The 17,408-nt window shown below is 72.0% G+C and carries 14 protein-coding genes; 7 read left to right on the top strand and 7 right to left on the bottom strand.

Annotated features, from left to right (window positions below):
- Positions 1-51: 51 nt before the first annotated feature.
- Positions 52-2,472 (bottom strand): endopeptidase La, encoded by a 2,421-nt coding sequence (gene lon / locus ACH4KB_RS01835; protein WP_398062604.1) that lies wholly within the window; start codon positions 2,470-2,472, stop codon positions 52-54.
- Positions 2,473-2,781: 309 nt separating this feature from the next.
- Between lon and ACH4KB_RS01830 the strand changes: the two genes are divergently transcribed.
- From ACH4KB_RS01830 to ACH4KB_RS01810, 5 genes are all read left to right on the top strand, one after another.
- Positions 2,782-3,492, top strand: a complete 711-nt coding sequence (locus ACH4KB_RS01830; protein WP_398063320.1) for a spermidine synthase — start codon at positions 2,782-2,784, stop codon at positions 3,490-3,492.
- Between the two features lie 248 nt (positions 3,493-3,740).
- Positions 3,741-4,478 carry a response regulator transcription factor gene (locus ACH4KB_RS01825; RefSeq protein ID WP_003966317.1) on the top strand — a complete coding sequence of 246 codons (738 nt, stop codon included), beginning with the start codon at positions 3,741-3,743 and terminating at the stop codon, positions 4,476-4,478.
- On the top strand, positions 4,475-5,551 hold the full coding sequence (locus tag ACH4KB_RS01820) for an ATP-binding protein (RefSeq protein ID WP_398062602.1): 1,077 nt from the start codon (positions 4,475-4,477) through the stop codon (positions 5,549-5,551). Before ACH4KB_RS01825 ends, ACH4KB_RS01820 begins: the two co-directional genes overlap by 4 nt.
- A gap of 281 nt (positions 5,552-5,832) precedes the next feature.
- Positions 5,833-9,648, top strand: coding sequence for a multifunctional oxoglutarate decarboxylase/oxoglutarate dehydrogenase thiamine pyrophosphate-binding subunit/dihydrolipoyllysine-residue succinyltransferase subunit (locus tag ACH4KB_RS01815; protein ID WP_398062600.1), 3,816 nt, complete (start codon positions 5,833-5,835; stop codon positions 9,646-9,648).
- A 161-nt stretch (positions 9,649-9,809) separates the two neighbouring features.
- Complete coding sequence (locus ACH4KB_RS01810) at positions 9,810-9,995, top strand: DUF6104 family protein (protein WP_003966321.1); 186 nt, start codon at positions 9,810-9,812, stop codon at positions 9,993-9,995.
- Positions 9,996-10,180: 185 nt separating this feature from the next.
- Here the strand turns inward: ACH4KB_RS01810 and ACH4KB_RS01805 are convergent, their stop codons facing one another.
- Positions 10,181-11,008: a hypothetical protein gene (locus tag ACH4KB_RS01805; RefSeq protein ID WP_398062598.1), complete on the bottom strand. Its 828-nt coding sequence runs from the start codon at positions 11,006-11,008 to the stop codon at positions 10,181-10,183.
- 163 nt (positions 11,009-11,171) lie between these two features.
- Between ACH4KB_RS01805 and ACH4KB_RS01800 the strand changes: the two genes are divergently transcribed.
- Entirely contained in the window at positions 11,172-12,029 is an 858-nt protein-coding gene (locus ACH4KB_RS01800) for a DUF4097 family beta strand repeat-containing protein (RefSeq protein ID WP_398062596.1), read from the top strand.
- Between the two features lies 1 nt (position 12,030).
- Positions 12,031-13,095, top strand: coding sequence for a helix-turn-helix transcriptional regulator (locus tag ACH4KB_RS01795; protein WP_398062594.1), 1,065 nt, complete (start codon positions 12,031-12,033; stop codon positions 13,093-13,095).
- 111 nt (positions 13,096-13,206) lie between these two features.
- Here the strand turns inward: ACH4KB_RS01795 and ACH4KB_RS01790 are convergent, their stop codons facing one another.
- The 5 genes from ACH4KB_RS01790 to ACH4KB_RS01770 all read right to left on the bottom strand — a co-directional run bounded on the left by ACH4KB_RS01790 (position 13,207) and on the right by ACH4KB_RS01770 (position 17,041).
- Positions 13,207-13,791 carry a Clp protease N-terminal domain-containing protein gene (locus ACH4KB_RS01790; RefSeq protein ID WP_398062592.1) on the bottom strand — a complete coding sequence of 195 codons (585 nt, stop codon included), beginning with the start codon at positions 13,789-13,791 and terminating at the stop codon, positions 13,207-13,209.
- Positions 13,791-14,000 carry a sigma factor-like helix-turn-helix DNA-binding protein gene (locus tag ACH4KB_RS01785; RefSeq protein ID WP_007447814.1) on the bottom strand — a complete coding sequence of 70 codons (210 nt, stop codon included), beginning with the start codon at positions 13,998-14,000 and terminating at the stop codon, positions 13,791-13,793. Before ACH4KB_RS01785 ends, ACH4KB_RS01790 begins: the two co-directional genes overlap by 1 nt.
- A gap of 31 nt (positions 14,001-14,031) precedes the next feature.
- A complete protein-coding gene (locus tag ACH4KB_RS01780; protein ID WP_398062590.1) occupies positions 14,032-14,571 on the bottom strand; it encodes a GNAT family N-acetyltransferase in 540 nt (179 codons plus the stop codon).
- Positions 14,564-15,982, bottom strand: a complete 1,419-nt coding sequence (locus tag ACH4KB_RS01775) for a cellulase family glycosylhydrolase (RefSeq protein WP_398062588.1) — start codon at positions 15,980-15,982, stop codon at positions 14,564-14,566. The genes ACH4KB_RS01780 and ACH4KB_RS01775 overlap by 8 nt, the downstream gene beginning before the upstream one ends.
- Before the next feature lie 87 nt (positions 15,983-16,069).
- Positions 16,070-17,041: a zinc-binding dehydrogenase gene (locus tag ACH4KB_RS01770; protein WP_398062586.1), complete on the bottom strand. Its 972-nt coding sequence runs from the start codon at positions 17,039-17,041 to the stop codon at positions 16,070-16,072.
- Positions 17,042-17,408 lie beyond the last annotated feature (367 nt).

The following is a 17,408-nucleotide window of genomic DNA, read 5'->3' as shown; positions in this document are numbered from 1 at the left end:
GCCTCTCGTTCGGATCAGGCCGGGCTCGCGCGGTCCGTCACAGCGTGGCGGTCAGGCCGCGGCCGGGATCCTGTCCTCCACCCGGGCCGACGCCGGGGCGAGGGCGATCTCCAGCACCTGGCGGACGTCGGTGACCGGGTGGACGTCCAGCTTCTCCAGCACCTCGGCCGGGACGTCGTCCAGGTCGGCCTCGTTGCGCTGGGGGATCACCACGGTGGTGATGCCCGCCCGGTGGGCGGCCAGCAGCTTCTGCTTGAGGCCACCGATCGGCAGCACCCGTCCGGTCAGCGACACCTCACCGGTCATCGCCACATCCGTACGGACGAGGCGTCCGGAGAGCAGCGAGGCCAGCGCGGTCGTCAGCGTGATGCCGGCGCTCGGGCCGTCCTTGGGGATGCCGCCCGCCGGGAAGTGGATGTGCACGCCCCGGTCCTTGAGGTCCGCGACCGGCAGCTCCAGCTCCGCGCCGTGCGACCGCAGGAAGCTCAGCGCGATCTGCGCCGACTCCTTCATGACGTCCCCGAGCTGACCGGTCAGGGTCAGTCCGGACGCCCCGGTCTCCGGGTCGGCGAGCGACGCCTCGACGAAGAGGACGTCACCGCCCGCCCCGGTCACCGCGAGCCCGGTGGCCACGCCCGGCACCGCGGTGCGGCGCTCGGCCGGGTCCTGGGCGGACTCGGGCACGTGGTGCGGGCGGCCGATGAGGCCGCGCAGATCCGCGTCGGTCACCGCGAACGGCAGCTCGCGGTCGCCCAGTTCGTGCTGGGCCGCGACCTTGCGGAGCAGCCGGGCCACCGCCCGCTCCAGATTCCGTACGCCCGCCTCGCGGGTGTACTCGCCGGCCAGCTTGCGCAGCGCCGACTCCTCCAAGGCGACCTCGTCCTTCTCCAGGCCCGCCCGCTCCAGCTGGCGCGGGAGCAGGTGGTCCCGGGCGATGACGACCTTCTCGTCCTCGGTGTAGCCGTCGAGGCGGACCAGCTCCATGCGGTCGAGCAGGGCCTCCGGGATAGCGTCGAGCACGTTGGCGGTGGCGAGGAAGACCACGTCGCTGAGGTCGAGCTCGACCTCCAGGTAGTGGTCGCGGAAGGTGTGGTTCTGGGCCGGGTCGAGGACTTCCAGGAGAGCGGCGGCCGGGTCGCCCCGGAAGTCGGAGCCGACCTTGTCGATCTCGTCGAGCAGGACGACCGGGTTCATCGAACCGGCCTCCTTGATGGCCCGCACGATACGGCCGGGGAGCGCGCCCACGTACGTACGCCGGTGGCCGCGGATCTCCGCCTCGTCCCGGACACCGCCGAGCGCGACCCGGACGAACTTGCGGCCCATGGCGTGTGCGACGGACTCGCCGAGGGAGGTCTTGCCGACGCCGGGCGGGCCGACGAGGGCCAGCACCGCGCCGCCGCGGCGACCGCCCACCACGCCCAGCCCCCGGTCGGCACGGCGCTTGCGCACCGCGAGGTACTCGGTGATGCGCTCCTTCACGTCGGCGAGGCCGGCGTGCTCGGCGTCCAGGATCTGCTGGGCGCCGCGGATGTCATAGGCGTCCTCGGTCCGCTCGGTCCAGGGCAGTTCGAGGACGGTATCCAGCCAGGTGCGGATCCAGGAGCCCTCGGGCGACTGGTCGCTGGACCGCTCCAGCTTCTCGACCTCCTTGAGCGCGGCCTCGCGGACGTGCTCGGGGAGGTCGGCGGCCTCGACCCGGGCCCGGTAGTCGTCGGACTCGTCCTCCGGGTCGCCGTTGAGCTCGGAGAGTTCCTTGCGCACGGCGTCCAGCTGGCGGCGCAGCAGGAATTCGCGCTGCTGCTTGTCGACGCCGTCCTGCACGTCCTTGGCGATGGATTCGGCCACGTCCTGCTCGGCGAGGTGCTCGCTCAGCCACTGGATGGCGAGCTTCAGCCGGGCGATCGGGTCCACGGTCTCCAGGAGCTGGACCTTCTGGGCGGTGGTGAGGAACGGCGAGTATCCGGAGTTGTCGGCGAGCGCGGAGAGGTCGTCGATCTGCTGGACCCGGTCCACGACCTGCCAGGCGCCGCGCTTCTTCAGCCAGCTGGTGGCGAGCGCCTTGTACTCCTTGACCAGCTCGGCGGCGGATCCGGGCAGGGGGTCGGGGGCGGCGGTTTCGAGCACGGTCCCCTCGACCCAGAGCGCCCGGCCGGGCCCACTGGTCCCGGCGCCGATGCGGACCCGGTCGCGGGCCCGGATCAGTGCGCCCGGGTCGCCGTCCGACAGACGTCCGACCTGCTCGACGGTGCCGAGGACACCGGTCCCCGTGTACGTCCCGTCGACCCGCGGGACCAGCAGCACCTGGGGCTTGCCCCCGCCGGGACGGGCGGCGGCCTGCGCGGCCTCGACGGCGGCGCGCACCTCGGTGTCGGACAGGTCGAGCGGCACCACCATGCCGGGCAGGACGACCTCGTCGTCGAGCGGCAGCACGGGCAGGTCGATCGGTGTGAACGCCTCGGACTCGTGAGTCATGATCTCCCCTTCGGCAGGCAAGTTGAGCTATGTGGACTCAATGCTCCTGAGCCGCCGAATGTTCCCCACCGCTTGTTCGCTCTGAGCGATCAGACGCTCCCGAGGCGGCTCCGCACCACCCTTCACGCTTTCCCGACGGGCGGGCCCCGGGGCGGTCCTCCGTCTGTGGAGCGCCACCGGGCGGGCCGTTGTTCCCCACCCCGGAAGAGGGAACTCGCTGGCCCTCGGTCCGGGCGGCGGGCCAGGATGACGGATACCGACCGCTACAACCGGAGACCGGAGAGCCAGACGATGCCCGCGATGCACCCGATGCGCGCCATGCCCGCACGCGACCCGTTGCCGACGCGTTCCGTCGGCACCCCCGTCGTCCTCGACCGCCGCGAGGGGCCCTTCGGCGAAGTCGTGCTGCGGGAGCGCGGGGAGCACTTCGAGATCATCGCCAACGGCTGCTTCCTGATGGACACCTCCGACGGGCGCTCCGAGCGGCTGCTGATCGACGCCGCGCTGGCCGCCCTGCCCGCCGAGCGCACCGGCCCCTCGGTGCTGATCGGCGGCCTGGGCGTCGGGTTCTCGCTGGTGCGGGCCGCCGAGGAGGAGCGCTGGGGCCGGATCGTGGTCGTGGAGCGGGAGCAGGCGATCGTGGACTGGCACCTGACCGGGCCGCTGGACCGGATCTCCGGGCCGGCGCTGGCCGACCCCCGGACCGGGATCCTCCACACGGATCTCGTCGCCCACCTCCGTACCACCACGGAGCGTTACGACGCCCTGTGCCTGGACATCGACAACGGGCCGGACTGGACCGTCACGGAGGACAACGGAAGCCTCTACTCCCCCGCCGGCCTGGCGCACTGCCACGACCGGCTGGCGCCGGGCGGAGTGCTCGCCGTCTGGTCCGCGCAGCCGTCGCCGGCCTTCGAACAGGCCTTGCGGAATGCCGGGTTCAGCAGGGTTCGGACGGAAGAGGTGGCCGTTGCCCGAGGTGTGCCCGACGTGGTCCATCTCGCACTTCGGGCGGTCTGAGCGGACGGCCTGAACCCCCCTCCCGGTATGCGCGGACCGGCCGTGGCACGGGTCAACCGGCACAAGGTCAACGATCCGGCCGCCCGGTCGGCGTGGACGTGCACGTCCGGGGCAACACCCTGCGTAGCCGGGAGCCCTCCGCTGCCTTTACGCTGCTGACCGGTACACGGAATCACTCACCGAAATCCACGAGCGAAAACCGTGCCTCCGGGGGAATGGCTCCCGCGAGAACGGGCAGGGGCGGGGCGATGGAACAGACACACACCACCCACAACGGCGTCGCGGCCACCCCGGGGGCTCAGCGCCGGGTGCTGGTCGTCGAGGACGACCCGACGATCGTCGACGCCATCTCCGCCCGGCTGCGGGCGGAGGGCTTCCTGGTCCAGACCGCGCTGGACGGCCCTGCGGCCGTGGACGCGGCCGAGGCCTGGCAACCCGACCTGATGGTGCTCGACATCATGCTTCCCGGCTTCGACGGCCTGGAGGTCTGCCGCCGCGTGCAGGCGCAGCGTCCGGTACCGGTGATGATGCTCACCGCGCGCGACGACGAGACCGACATGCTGGTCGGGCTCGGGGTCGGCGCCGACGACTACATGACCAAGCCGTTCTCCATGCGGGAGCTGGCCGCCCGGGTGCACGTGCTGCTGCGCCGGGTGGAGCGGGCCGCGCTGGCCGCCGTCACCCCGCGGAGCGGAATACTGCGTCTGGGTGAGCTGGAGATCGACCACGCGCAGCGCCGGGTCCGGGTGCGCGCCGAGGACGTCCACCTCACGCCGACCGAGTTCGACCTGTTGGTCTGTCTCGCGAACACCCCGCGCGCGGTGCTCTCCCGGGAGCAGTTGCTGGCCGAGGTGTGGGACTGGGCGGACGCCTCGGGCACGCGCACGGTCGACAGTCACATCAAGGCGCTGCGCCGGAAGATCGGCGCGGAGCGGATCCGTACCGTGCACGGTGTGGGCTACGCCCTGGAGACCCCCGCGCCATGACGCGGCCAGGGTCCGGACTGCGGCCCTTCTCGATCAAGGCCAAGCTCGGCACACTCGTCGTGGTCTCGGTGTTCATCACCACGGGGCTGCTGATCGTCGCGTTGCGGACCCGTACGGAGTTCCGCTTCATCACGGTGTTCTCGGTGATCGCCACGCTGCTGATCACCCAGTTCGTGGCGCACGGTCTGACCGCGCCGCTGGACGAGATGAGAGCGGTGGCCCGGTCCATCTCGCACGGCGACTACACCCGCCGGGTGAGCGGCGCCGGGCGGCGGGACGAGCTGGGGGACCTGGCGCAGACGATCAACCGCATGGCGGACGATCTGGAGGCGGAGGACCGGCATCGCAAAGAGCTGGTCGCCAATGTCAGCCATGAGCTGCGCACCCCCATCGCGGCGCTGAGAGCCGTGCTGGAGAACGTGGTGGACGGGGTGTCCGCCGCCGATCCGGAGACGATGCGCACGGCGCTGCAACAGACGGAGCGGCTGGGCCGGCTGGTCGAGACGCTGCTGGACCTGTCGCGGCTGGACAACGGGGTGGTGGCGCTCAAGGCCCGCCGTTTCGAGGTCTGGCCCTATCTGTCGGGCGTACTGAAAGAGGCCAATCTCGCCGCCTCCCACCGACGCCTGTCGTCGGGTTCGGGCAATCACTCCCGTACGGACGTCCACCTGCATCTGGACGTCTCGCCGCCGGAGCTCACGGCGCACGCGGACGCCGAGCGGCTGCACCAGGTGGTCGCCAACCTCATCGACAACGCGGTCAAGCACAGCCCGCCGCACGGCCGGGTGACGGTGCTCGCGCGGCGCGGGGACCGTCCCGAGTCGCTGGAGCTGGAGGTCGTCGACGAGGGGCCCGGTATCCCGGAGGCGGAGCGCCACCGGGTGTTCGAGCGCTTCAACCGGGGCCAGGTGCCCTCCCCGCACGGTCCGGGAAGCGACGGCGGTACGGGGCTGGGGCTGGCCATCGCCCGTTGGGCGGTCGATCTGCACGGCGGTCGGATCGGGGTGGCCGAATCCGCGAGGGGCTGCCGCATCCAGGTCACCCTCCCGGGAATCCCCGAGCCGCGCGGTTGACGGCGCGGTTGACATAGGGTCGAACCGGAAGGGCACGTTCACCCGTGGCCTGCCAGCAGGGGCCTCGAAGGGGTGCGGCCGGATGGCCGTATCCTCGGTCCTGCGTACCCGAAGTGCAGTGGAACCTCGCTTGTTTCCCGCCATTTCCTGCGCCGAAACCCGCCTTCCGATGTGATGTGCACGACGAAGCACCGGCCCGGCCTGCAAGGAACGGTTCGGGGGGCGTAGCCTTGATTTCCGCTGTCCATCACCTTGTGAAGCGGAAGAGGGCGGTTGCCGCCGTGTCGTCTCAGTCCCCCAGTAACTCGAGCATCTCGACCGATCAAGCCGGCCCGGGTACGAACCCGGCCGCCGCGTTCGGCGCCAATGAATGGCTCGTCGACGAGATCTACCAGCAGTACCTCCAGGATCCCAGTTCGGTCGATCGCGCCTGGTGGGACTTCTTCGCCGACTACAAGCCGGGTGCCTCCGGCACGGCGGACAAGCCCGTTCCCGGCGTCGCACCGGTGACCGGGGCGCCCGCCGCCCCGGCCGCGGCCGCGCCCGCCCCGGCGGCCGCCCCGGCTCCGGCGAAGGCCGCGCCCGCAGCCGCTCCGGCGGCTCCCGCGCAGCCGGCCCCCGCCAAGGCGGCCGCCCCGGCGGCCGCTCCGGCCCCGGCGAAGCCCGCGGCGGCGAAGCCCGCCGCCGCGCCCGCCAAGGCCAAGGCGGACGATTCCACCGAGGCCCCGGCCGGCCCGGAGTACGTGACGCTGCGCGGCCCCTCGGCCGCCGTCGCGAAGAACATGAACGCCTCGCTGGAGCTGCCGACGGCCACATCCGTCCGCGCGGTCCCGGTGAAGCTGCTCTTCGACAACCGCATCGTCATCAACAACCACCTCAAGCGCGCCCGCGGCGGGAAGATCTCCTTCACGCACCTCATCGGGTACGCGATGGTGCAGGCCCTCAAGGCCATGCCGTCGATGAACTACTCCTTCGCCACGAAGGACGGCAAGCCGACCCTGGTCAAGCCGGAGCACATCAACCTGGGTCTGGCCATCGACCTGGTGAAGCCGAACGGCGACCGCCAGCTGGTCGTCGCGGCCATCAAGAAGGCCGAGACGCTCAACTTCTTCGAGTTCTGGCAGGCGTACGAGGACATCGTCCGGCGTGCCCGCATCGGCAAGCTCGGCATGGACGACTTCTCCGGCGTCACGGCCTCGCTGACCAACCCCGGCGGCATCGGCACCGTCCACTCGGTGCCCCGCCTGATGCCCGGTCAGGGCCTCATCATGGGCGTCGGCGCGATGGACTACCCGGCGGAGTTCCAGGGCACGTCGCAGGACACCCTGAACAAGCTCGGCATCTCGAAGGTCATGACGCTCACGTCGACCTACGACCACCGGGTCATCCAGGGCGCCGCCTCCGGCGAGTTCCTGCGGGTCCTGTCCCAGCTGCTGCTCGGCGAGAACGAGTTCTACGACGAGATCTTCAAGGCGCTGCGGATCCCCTACGAGCCGGTCCGCTGGCTCAAGGACATCGACGCCTCGCACGACGACGACGTCACCAAGGCCGCGCGGGTCTTCGAGCTGATCCACTCCTACCGGGTCCGCGGCCACGTCATGGCCGACACCGACCCGCTGGAGTACCACCAGCGCAAGCACCCCGACCTGGACATCACCGAGCACGGCCTCACCCTGTGGGACCTGGAGCGGGACTTCGCGGTCGGCGGGTTCGCCGGCAAGACGATGATGAAGCTCCGCGACATCCTCGGCGTGCTGCGTGAGTCGTACTGCCGCACCACCGGCATCGAGTTCATGCACATCCAGGACCCGAGCCAGCGCAAGTGGCTCCAGGACCGCGTCGAGCGCGCGCGTCCGAAGCCCGAGCGCGAGGAGCAGCTGCGCATCCTGCGCCGGCTGAACGCGGCCGAGGCGTTCGAGACGTTCCTGCAGACGAAGTACGTCGGCCAGAAGCGGTTCTCGCTGGAGGGCGGCGAGTCCGTCATCCCGCTGCTCGACGCGGTCATCGACTCCGCCGCCGAGGCCCGCCTCGACGAGGTCGTCATCGGCATGGCCCACCGCGGCCGGCTGAACGTGCTGGCGAACATCGTCGGCAAGTCGTACGCGCAGATCTTCCGCGAGTTCGAGGGCAACCTCGACCCGCGCTCGATGCACGGCTCCGGCGACGTCAAGTACCACCTGGGCGCCGAGGGCACCTTCACCGGTCTGGACGGCGAGCAGATCAAGGTCTCGCTGGCCGCCAACCCCTCGCACCTGGAGGCGGTCGACCCGGTCCTGGAGGGCATCGCCCGCGCCAAGCAGGACATCATCAACAAGGGCGGCACGGACTTCACGGTCCTGCCGGTCGCGCTCCACGGCGACGCGGCCTTCGCGGGCCAGGGCGTCGTCGCCGAGACGCTCAACATGTCGCAGCTGCGCGGCTACCGCACCGGCGGCACCGTGCACGTGGTGATCAACAACCAGGTCGGCTTCACCGCCGCCCCGGAGTCCTCGCGCTCCTCGATGTACGCCACCGACGTGGCGCGCATGATCGAGGCGCCGATCATCCACGTCAACGGCGACGACCCGGAGGCCGTGGTCCGCGTCGCGCGGCTCGCCTTCGAGTTCCGGCAGGCGTTCAACAAGGACGTCGTGATCGACCTCATCTGCTACCGGCGCCGCGGTCACAACGAGACCGACAACCCGGAGTTCACCAACCCGCAGATGTACACGCTGGTCGACAAGAAGCGCTCGGTGCGCAAGCTGTACACCGAGTCCCTCATCGGCCGCGGCGACATCACGCTGGAAGAGGCGGAGCAGGCGCTCCAGGACTTCCAGGGTCAGCTGGAGAAGGTGTTCGCCGAGGTCCGCGAGGCCACCTCGCAGCCGGCCGCCCCGCACGTCCCGGAGCCGCAGGCCGCGTTCCCCGTGACCGTGGAGACGGCCGTCTCCGCCGAGGTCGTCAAGCGGATCGCCGAGTCGCAGGTCAACATCCCCGAGTCGATCACCGTCCACCCCCGTCTGATGCCGCAGATGCAACGTCGCGCGGCCTCCGTGGACAACGCGACGATCGACTGGGGCATGGGCGAGACGCTGGCCATCGGTTCGCTGCTGATGGAGGGCACCCCGGTCCGGCTCGCCGGCCAGGACACCCGCCGCGGCACGTTCGGCCAGCGCCACGCGGTCCTGGTCGACCAGGTCACCGGCGAGGACTACACCCCGCTGCTGTACCTGTCCGACGACCAGGCCCGGTACAACGTCTACGACTCGCTGCTCTCGGAGTACGCGGCGATGGGCTTCGAGTACGGCTACTCGCTGGCCCGTCCGGAGTCGCTGGTCATCTGGGAGGCCCAGTTCGGTGACTTCGTCAACGGCGCGCAGACCGTCGTGGACGAGTTCATCTCCTCGGCCGAGCAGAAGTGGGGCCAGACCTCCGGCGTCACGCTGCTGCTGCCGCACGGCTACGAGGGCCAGGGCCCGGACCACAGCTCCGCCCGCCCCGAGCGCTTCCTCCAGATGTGCGCGCAGGACAACATGACGGTCGCGATGCCGACCCTGCCGTCGAACTACTTCCACCTGCTGCGCTGGCAGGTGCACAACCCGCACCACAAGCCGCTGATCGTCTTCACCCCGAAGTCGATGCTGCGTCTGAAGGCCGCGGCCTCGTCCATCGAGGAGTTCACCACCGGCGGCTTCCGTCCGGTGATCGGCGACGCTTCGGTCAAGCCCGAGAACGTCCGCAAGGTCGTCTTCTGCGCGGGCAAGCTGTACTACGACCTGGACGCCGAGCGGGAGAAGCGCGGCGACACGGAGACGGCGATCATCCGGCTGGAGCGCCTGTACCCGCTGCCGGGTGCGGAGATCCAGGCCGAGATCGCGAAGTACCCGAACGCCGAGAAGTACCTGTGGGCCCAGGAGGAGCCGGCGAACCAGGGTGCGTGGCCGTTCATCGCGCTCAACCTGATCGACCACCTGGACCTCGCGGTCGGCTCGGACGTGCCGCACGGCGAGCGCCTGCGCCGCATCTCGCGGCCGCACGGCTCGTCCCCGGCGGTCGGCTCGGCCAAGCGCCACCAGGCGGAGCAGACGCAGCTGGTCAACGAGGTCTTCGAGGCCTAGGACCACGCGGCAGCCGTACGAGCTGTTCGTACGCCACAGGGACCCGGTTCCGCGCTCGTCGCGGGGCCGGGTCCCTGGCGTATCCGGCGTGATCGACGTGTTCGGCGTCTCCGGCGTCTCCGGCGTTCAGGAGGGCGTCCGCGCCTCGATATCCTGTGCGCATGTACTTCACGGACCGTGGCATCGAGGAACTGGAGAAGCGGCGCGGCGAGGAGGAGGTCACCTTCGAGTGGCTCGCCGAGCAGCTGCGGACGTTCGTCGATCTCAACCCCGACTTCGAGGTGCCGGTCGAGCGCCTCGCGACCTGGCTGGCCCGGCTGGACGACGAGGACGACGAGGACGCGTGACCTGCCTGCTCTAGGTCCTGTCGTCGAACTCCCGCCGTCGCCCGAAGGGCGGCCCTGCGGGGTCAGGTGCGTGCTCTCGGTGTGCCGGGCGCAGGTCCGCGTACTGGACGTACTCGGGCGTGTGCCCGGTGCGGCGAGAGTGCGTGCATGGCGCCGCGGGGCAGGCGGGAGTTCGACGACAGGGCCTAGGGGGCTTCCGCGCCCGCCCTGGCCCGCTCGTACGCGAGTCCCAGCGCTCCCTGCGCCAGCAGCACCGCCCCGGCCGCCGCCCAGCCGCCACTGCGGCGACGGGCGCCCCACAGCAGGAGCGGGAGCCCGGCCGCGAGCTGGACGGCGGCGACGGCACGGGCGCGGGGGCCGCGTACCCACGGGCCGATCCTGCTGCTCTCGACCGCGTCCAGTTCGACGCGTACGGCATCGCGCCAGCCGGCCCACTCGACGCGTTCCACCTCGCGCTGCACCGCCGCGACGCTGCGCAGCCGGTCCGCGCTCTCGCCCGGTGAGAGCCCGGCGGGCAGAGTCAGACCGGTGCGGGTGAGAACGGCGAGCAGTCCCCGCAGCCGGGCGTCCGCGTCGGCGTCCGGATCGGGGCGGGTCAGCTCCTCCAGCGCCTGTACGTCCAGCACCGGGTCGAGGCCGAGCCGGACCGCGAAGGTGCGCATGGCCTCGTCCTCGCCCACCGGGGTGCCGTCGGTCAGCCAGACGTAGCCCACGGGGCGGCGGAACCCGGCGGCGAGCGTGAATCCGGCCCGGTCGGCGTCCCACCACAGGGCGAGCACCGGCCAGGTGGAGCCGACCGCGAGCGCGGTGGCCCAGCCGCCGAGGACCCGGTCCACCGGCTCGGGGTCCTGCTCGGTGCCCCCGTTCCAGGGTTTGCCCTCCGGGACGAGCACGCTCCACTCCTCACCCGCGCGGGCCAGCAGCATCTGCTCGCGCAGCAGGTGGGCGAGCGGCCGTACGGTCTCGGGGTCGGCCCGGCACAGCAGGAGGGCCCCGGTGGATGTCGCGTTCATGGCTCACACGCTAGGGCAATTTGCCCGTACTTGATCTATTTATGAGCATTTCTCTCCCTGCCGCCCCCTCCCGCCCCCCTTTGACTTCGCTCATCCGCGATATATCGTGTTCCGAACGAGACGCGATATGTTGCGTTGCCACGCTTCCCGGGAGGTCACATCCATGCCTGTGTCGACATGGACCATCGCCGAGCCGCGGAAGCTCGCCTTCGAGGATCCGGTGACGGCACTCCACGTGCGCATCGTGGACGGCACGGTCAACGTGGTCGGGGCCGACGAGCCGGAAGCCCGGCTGGAGATCTCCGCGATCGAGGGCCCGCCGCTGATCGTGACCCAGGAGGACGGCCGGCTGACCGTGGCCTACGAGGACCTGCCCTGGCAGGACCTCCTGCGCTGGTTCGACCCCAAGAACCGCCGCCGCAGCGCCGTGGTCACGCTCGTCGTGCCGGCCGCTTCCTCGGTCGAGGTCGGCGTGATCGGTGCCGGGGCCGTCGTCTCCGGCATCAGCGGACGCACGGAGGTCCGCGGCATCACCGGTGACTCCACGCTCGTCGGGCTGACCGGCGCGGTGCGCGGGGAGTCCGTGTCCGGCAGCCTGGAGGCCCAGGGTGTCACGGGCGACCTGCGCTTCCACTCCGTGTCCGGCGATCTGACGGTGGTCGACGGGGCGGGGACCTCGGTCCGGGCCGAGTCGGTCAGCGGTGCCATGGTGCTGGACGTCGACCCGTCCGGGCAGCCCACGGACATCCGGCTGGCCACGGTGACGGGCGAGATCGCGATCCGGCTGCCGCACCCGGCGGACGCCAGGGTCGAGGCGAACACCGCGAGCGGGGCCGTCTCCAACGCCTTCGAGGACCTGCGGGTCGGCGGGCAGTGGGGCGCGAAGAAGATCACCGGCACGCTGGGCGCCGGGACGGGGACCCTGCGGGCGACGACCGTGTCCGGTTCGATCGCCCTGTTGCGCAGGCCACCCGCCGAGGACGACGCGTACGCCGCCGAGCCGACCGGAAAGGTTCTCTGACATGCCTCCCGTATTCGCCCACGGCCGTCTGCGGCTGTACCTCCTCAAGCTTCTGGACGAGGCGCCTCGTCACGGCTACGAGGTCATCCGCCTGCTGGAGGAGCGCTTCCAGGGCCTGTACGCCCCGTCCGCCGGCACGGTCTATCCGCGGCTGGCCAAGCTGGAGGCCGAGGGCCTGGTCACCCATGCCACCGAGGGTGGCCGCAAGGTCTACTCGATCACCGACGCGGGGCGCGAGGAGCTGGCGGGCCGGGGTGGCGAACTGGCCGACCTGGAGCTGGAGATCCGCGACTCGGTCTCCGAGCTGGCCGCCGAGATACGCGACGACGTACGGGGCGCGGCGGGCCGGCTCCGCAGTGACATGCGGGCGGCGGCTTCGGAGTCCCGGCAGGGCACGAAGGCCGGGGCAGGAACCGGGGCCGGGAACGGCAAGGGCCGGGCGAAGGGCGAAGCGGCCTCCCCCTTCGACGACTTCGGCGACTTCGGCGACTTCGGCCGGCTGGGCGACCTCGGCGAGAGCGAGACGTGGCGCACGGCGAAGGAGGAGCTGAACCGGGCCAAGCAGGTGTGGAAGGAGCAGGCCCGCCGGGCGAAGGACGAGTCCCGGCGCGCCCGCGAGGATGCCCAGCAGGCCCGCCGCCAGGCCAAGGAGGCCCAGGAGAAGGCGCGCGAGCAGATGCAGACCGCCGCCCGGCAGGTCCAGGAGCACTTCGCGCGGGGCGACTGGCCCTCCGGGGTGCGGGAGGGCCTGGCGGAGATCACCGGCCAGCTCGGCGGGTTCGCACGCTCCGGAGCCTGGCCCCCGTTCGGCAAGCCCGGGGCGGACTCCGCCCCGGCGGCTCCGGCCCCCGACGACGGCTTCGACTGGGCCGAGGACGCACCGGCCACGGGCGACCCGGTGCGTGACCTGGACCGCCTGCTGGACCGTTTCCGCGACGGCATCCGGGACACGGCCCGCGATCACGGAGTGACGGAGGCCCAGCTCGCGGAGGCCCGCCGCCACCTGGGGGCGGCGACGGCGCGGATCGAGGCGCTGCTGACGACGGAGGACGAGCGGAAGGCCTGAGCCGACGCGGAAGGCCTGAGCCGACGCGGCTCAGGTGGAACGGAACAGGGGCGGGCGTCCGGTGCTGGACGCCCGCCCCTGTTCGCCGTCCGGGGTCCCGCCCCGCTCGTCTCACCCGGCCTTGGCGTGCCCCTCCTGGCCCCCGTCGGCGTCGGGGCCGTCCAGCGCGCGCTGCACGGTCGCGTAGGTCGCGCCGTGCTCGGCGAGGACGTCGGCGACGACTCCGGGCTTCGCCGTGAGGGCCAGGAGCAGGTGCTCCTCGCCGATGAAGCGGTCGCCGCGCCCCAGGGCCACCCGCAGCGAGTTCTCCAGGACGGTCTTCGCGCCCGGGGTGAAGGCGCGGTGCCCCGACCACCACCGGCGGCTGCCCCGGTCGGCGGCCAGGGCTCCCTCCCCGTGCGCCGACTCGACCCGGGACACGATCGCGCCGATGTCGATCCCGATGTCGGCGAGGGCGTCGGTGTCGGCCTTGGTCAGGCCGCCACGGCGGCGGGCCTCGGCGAAGGCGGCGTCCAGGGAGCCGCGGCGGTCGTGGAGACCGAGTGCGGTGACCGCGAACGAGGCCCGGCCGCCCTCCTGCTCCAGCAGCGCGAGCAGCAGATGTTCCTCGGTGACCGAGTCGGCCCCGACGCGCTCGGCCTGGGCCACGGCGCCCTTCACGGTCGCGCGGGCCCCTCGGGTGAATCGCTCGAACATCAACGCCTCCCGTACTTCTTGTGCACGGCCTGCCGGCTGACGCCCAGCTCGGCGGCGATCTCCTGCCACGACCAGCCCTGGACGCGGGCACTTCTCACCTGTACGGCTTCGAGCTGTTCCAGCAGCCGCCGCAGCGCCGCCACCGACCGCAACCCGACGCGCGGGTCTCGGTCACCGGCACGTGCGGCCAGATCCGTTGCTTCGGTCATGATGTCAACCTACATTGACAGACACTCTCTGTCAATCAAAGTTGACATCATCGTCGGCCAGGCGGGCATGCCGCTCGACGTCGTACCGGACGTCGCCGTAGCGCAGCCTGGCCCGCTCGATGCCCTCGGGCGCGAATCCGGACCGGGTCGCGACCCGGCAGGAGGCCGGGTTGTCGGTGCGATGGCCCAGCTCCAGCCGGTACAGCCCGAGCTCGTCGAAGGCCCAGCGCGCCAACGCCCGCACACCGGCCGGGGCGACACCCCGGCCGCGCGCCTCCTCCGTGGTCCAGTAGGAGACCCAGCCGGTGTCGTGGGTCAGGTTGACGGCGTCGACGGCGACACAGCCGAGGGCCTCGCCCGCCTCCCCCACGACGGCCCAGGAGTAGCCGGTACGCGCTCCCCGTTCGCGCGTGCGGCCCGCGATCCAGGCCAGGGCCCCGGGCCGGTCGAACACCGGCCGGTCCGTCTGGCGGTCCATCTCGGCCGGGGCGAAGGCCCGGAGCACAGCCGAGGCGTCGGCGGGCATCCAGGGGCGCAGCAGAAACCCTTCAGGGGTGGTCAGTTCATCCATACGGGCCACCTTCCCGCACGGTCACCACCACTTCGCTCCCGGGCCACGCCCGTACGACCGGCCGACTTCCGCGCGACGACGCGCCGGGGCCGCCGAGGACCAGCCCCGGGCCGGTGACGGAGACACGCCAGCCCCGGGGCGAGGGCGGGAGGGACAGCTCCGTCGCCCCGGGGCGGGCGGCGGCACGGTAGGCGAGGCGGTAGGAGCGGGTGTCCGCGTCGTACGCCTCGGAGCGGACGGTCCCCGCGACGGCCGGGGCGTACGGGGTGGCCGTCCGCTCCTTGTTCGTACGGAAGCGGCCCCGCTCGTCGACCGCGCAGTAGCCGCCGCCGTAGCACCAGACGTACCCGGCCCAGCCGGAGCTGTAGCGGCTCAGGGAGTCGACGGCCTCGCGGTAGAAGCGGCCCATGTTGGGGAGGGCGTTGTTCAATGGCCCCCACTCCCCCACGACCACGGGCATACGGTGCCGGGCCGGATAGGCGGTCACGGCGGCCTCGTACGCCTCGATCCAGCCGGCCGAGGGGTCGTAGTCCGCGCCCGCCTCCATGGCGGTGTTGTAGAAGTGCGGGGCGTACACGGTCCGGCGGTCCTCGATCCGGCCGAGCCCGGTGGGGACGCCCTCGCCGACGATGGGCGTCGGCTCGACGAAGAGCCAGGTGTCACGGTCCTTCGCCCGGACGGCGCGGGCCAGCCTGTTGTACATCGGGGTGAGGTGCTGGGCCTCGATCCGGCGGGCGGCGGTCGGCAGGTCCTCGCCCGCGCGCAGCTCGCCCATCGGCTCGTTGATCAGGTCGTAGCCGATCACGGCCGGGTGGTCGCGGAAGCGTTCCGCGAGGACCTGCCACATGGCGGCCTGGGCGCGCTGGAGGTCGGGGTCCTCGTAGAGGTGGGTGAAGGCCCGCTGGACGGCCGGTTCGAAGTACTCGGAGAACCAGTCGTCGGGGTTCGGGGTGAACGGCAGCCCGTCGGTCCTGGTGGCCCAGGCGGGGATGCCTCGATGCCCGAACGCGGGCCCGAAGACGTCCTGGTGGGCGTCGATGAGGACATGGACGCGGTGCTTGTGCGCCCAGTCCAGGACGCGTTCGACGCGCCGGAGGTAGCGCGCGCTGTACTGGCCGCGCGTGGGCTCCAGGTCGTCCCAGAAGACCAGCAGCCGGGCGAAGTTGAAGCCGTGTCCGCGCAGGTCGCGGAAGTGCCGTTCAGTGATGGCGGCGAGGGCGTCCTCGCCGCGGTTCGCCTTGTCCTCGACGTTCCAGCCGCGCAGGGTGAGGGTGCGCCCCCGGTCGTCGGTCAGTGGCGGGACGGCACGTGCCCGGGGCTCGGATTCCGGTACGGCTACGGGGGCGGGGTGCGCCGAGGCGGCGGGGGCGAGGGCCCCCGCCGCGAGCACGGACGCGACGACAACTGCCATGAGTGCTCTGCCCATTCGCATGGGCGGCATCCCACAGCAAAGCTGACACATGTTCAAGTATGCGGCACTGGCGCGTACTCGGCGGAGCTAGGGCTTGCCCGGCGTGAGCACGATCTTGCCGAACAGGTCGCCCGACTCCAGCCGCCGGAACCCCTCCCTGGCCCGGTCCAGCGGCAGCACCTCGTCGATGACCGGGCGCACCCCGGTGGTCGCGCAGAACGCGAGCAGGTCCTCCAGCTCGTCCTTGGACCCCATGGTGGAGCCGACGACCTTCAGCTCCAGGAAGAAGATCCGGGTCAGCTCGGCGTGGGCGGGCCGGTCTCCGCTGGTGGCCCCGGAGATGACGAGGGTGCCGCCCGGGCGCAGCGACTTGACGGAGTGGGACCAGGTGGCGGCCCCCACGGTCTCGATGACGGCGTCCACCCGCTGCGGCAGCCGGGCGCCGGGCTCGTACGCCTCCAGCGCACCGAGTTCGACCGCCCGCTCACGTTTGGCCTTGTCCCGGCTGGTGGCGAAGACCCGCAGCCCGGCGGCCCTGCCGAGCACGATCGCGGCGGTGGCGACCCCGCCGCCGGCGCCCTGGACGAGCACGGAATCGCCGGGCCGTACCCCGGCGTTGGTGAACAGCATGCGGTACGCGGTGAGCCAGGCGGTCGGCAGACAGGCGGCCTCCGCGAAGCTGAGCTCCTTCGGCTTGGGCAGGACGTTCCAGGTGGGGACGGTGACCTGCTCGGCGAAGGTGCCCTGGTAGCGCTCGGTGAGGATCGAGCGCGGCTCCTTCGGCCCGACGCCGTGCCCCGACTGCCCGATGACGGAGTGCAGGACGACCTCGTTGCCGTCCTGGTCGACGCCGGCCGCGTCGCAGCCGAGGATCATCGGCAGCCGGTCCTGCGAGAGGCCCACGCCCCGCAGGGACCAGAGGTCGTGATGGTTGAGGGATGCGGCCCGGACGGTGACGGTGGTCCACCCGGGACGCGTCTCGGGGGCCGGGCGATCACCCAGCTCCAGGCCGTCGAGGGGCTGGTCGGGATCGATGCGGGCTGCGTAGGCGGCGAACATGGCTCGACGATAGGCGGGCTGGGACGGCCCACGGAACCGCCTGCACGTGTGACGCACGCCAAGCGGGGTGGGCCCGCGCGCCATCGAGCCCCTCTCGCGCTTGCCCGGCGGGGCCCGCACCAATCAAGCCCCTCAGGCGGCAAGCCAGCCCCTGCGGCCACTGAGCAGCGGGAGCCCGCACCAATCCAGCCCCTGCGGCAATTGAGCAGCGGGAGCCCGCACCTTCAAGCCCCTGCGGCGATTGAGCAGCGGGGGTCTGGGGGCGGAGCCCGGGGGGGGGGGGGGGGGGGGGGGGGGGGGGGGGGGGGCGGGCGGGCGCCCCGGCGCCGGCGGCGCGGCGGGGGGGCGCGGCGGGGCGCGGACAGGC

The sequence above is a fragment of the Streptomyces sp. NPDC017520 genome, from assembly GCF_044329855.1.
Taxonomy (GTDB): domain Bacteria; phylum Actinomycetota; class Actinomycetes; order Streptomycetales; family Streptomycetaceae; genus Streptomyces.
Note: the sequence above shows the minus strand (reverse complement) of the source record. Positions and strands in the feature narration are given on the sequence as shown.

Excerpts from the sequence above, each read along its gene's own strand:
- lon (WP_398062604.1), bottom strand. The coding sequence starts at position 2,472 with ATGACTCACGAGTCCGAGGCGTTCACACCGATCGACCTGCCCGTGCTG.
- ACH4KB_RS01830 (WP_398063320.1), top strand. The coding sequence starts at position 2,782 with ATGCGCGCCATGCCCGCACGCGACCCGTTGCCGACGCGTTCCGTCGGC.
- ACH4KB_RS01825 (WP_003966317.1), top strand. The coding sequence starts at position 3,741 with ATGGAACAGACACACACCACCCACAACGGCGTCGCGGCCACCCCGGGG.
- ACH4KB_RS01820 (WP_398062602.1), top strand. The coding sequence starts at position 4,475 with ATGACGCGGCCAGGGTCCGGACTGCGGCCCTTCTCGATCAAGGCCAAG.
- ACH4KB_RS01810 (WP_003966321.1), top strand. The coding sequence starts at position 9,810 with ATGTACTTCACGGACCGTGGCATCGAGGAACTGGAGAAGCGGCGCGGC.
- ACH4KB_RS01805 (WP_398062598.1), bottom strand. The coding sequence starts at position 11,008 with ATGAACGCGACATCCACCGGGGCCCTCCTGCTGTGCCGGGCCGACCCC.
- ACH4KB_RS01800 (WP_398062596.1), top strand. The coding sequence starts at position 11,172 with ATGCCTGTGTCGACATGGACCATCGCCGAGCCGCGGAAGCTCGCCTTC.
- ACH4KB_RS01795 (WP_398062594.1), top strand. The coding sequence starts at position 12,031 with ATGCCTCCCGTATTCGCCCACGGCCGTCTGCGGCTGTACCTCCTCAAG.
- ACH4KB_RS01790 (WP_398062592.1), bottom strand. The coding sequence starts at position 13,791 with ATGTTCGAGCGATTCACCCGAGGGGCCCGCGCGACCGTGAAGGGCGCC.
- ACH4KB_RS01785 (WP_007447814.1), bottom strand. The coding sequence starts at position 14,000 with ATGACCGAAGCAACGGATCTGGCCGCACGTGCCGGTGACCGAGACCCG.
- ACH4KB_RS01780 (WP_398062590.1), bottom strand. The coding sequence starts at position 14,571 with ATGGATGAACTGACCACCCCTGAAGGGTTTCTGCTGCGCCCCTGGATG.
- ACH4KB_RS01775 (WP_398062588.1), bottom strand. The coding sequence starts at position 15,982 with ATGGCAGTTGTCGTCGCGTCCGTGCTCGCGGCGGGGGCCCTCGCCCCC.
- ACH4KB_RS01770 (WP_398062586.1), bottom strand. The coding sequence starts at position 17,041 with ATGTTCGCCGCCTACGCAGCCCGCATCGATCCCGACCAGCCCCTCGAC.